General features: G+C 45.8%; 1 protein-coding gene. It reads right to left on the reverse strand.

Annotation, left to right across the window (positions count from 1 at the left end):
* On the reverse strand, nt 1-886 hold an 886-nt coding region (locus ACYRYG_RS13285; protein WP_460198485.1), incomplete at both ends, for a family 43 glycosylhydrolase.

Here is an 886-nt window from a genome sequence, read left to right on the forward strand (position 1 = left end):
TCAGAGAGGTCGCCCCTATTGATGCAAACAAATAATAGTACTCCCCATGTTTATGGATCATCGTACCTTCCAGCAAAGAATGATTATAATCATACGTATCCACGGTGATCTGATGGATCCCGGTACCCGGTTTTATACTCAGTCCGTCATCCGTCAGTTCATAAGCCCATATTCCAAAAGCGCTTCCCCAGAATATATATTTATGCCGACCATCATTATAAAAGCAGGGATCAATACTGTTCATTACATTTGCCTTACGAGCATTGACCAATTCATCATGGTCCCTATAAGGTCCCGTGATCCGATCAGCCGTAGCGACGCCTATGCCCGTTTTCCAGCCATCCCCTACATTATTTGACCCCGCATAGTATAGATAATACTTTCCCTTGACGTTATCCAATTCCCCTGCCCATACAGCTCCGCCAGGAAGCCAGGATGGAGATGCGGACAACATCTGCCCTTGATAGGTCCATTTTTTAAAATCAGCCGTCGAAAGGATACCCGATCCGGAAACCACATAGAACCGACCATTCCCGTCACGCATCCAGGAAGGATCAGGCCATGCAGAAGAATACACCGGATTACAGACCATTGTCGCTGATTTTAATGAAATATGGCCCGAAAGTACATCCTTCTTATTCGTTCCAACGACTTTGAAAAGAAGGTCATAACCTGTTGAATCCGTAAAGCCCAGTGTCTTAAGAGCTTTCACCATGGCCCTCTCGCTGATAGAAAGGGTATGAACATCATGATCCACGATGCTCCCGAGTGTCAGAGAAACCGTTTTCGCATTAAAAACATCCGATAGGACAATCTGATACTTACGTGCTCTATTTCCAGGCCACCTTAATGTTACGACAGTAGTGTCCCGTGGGTGAAGCCATCC

This window comes from Segatella asaccharophila, from assembly GCF_054687055.1.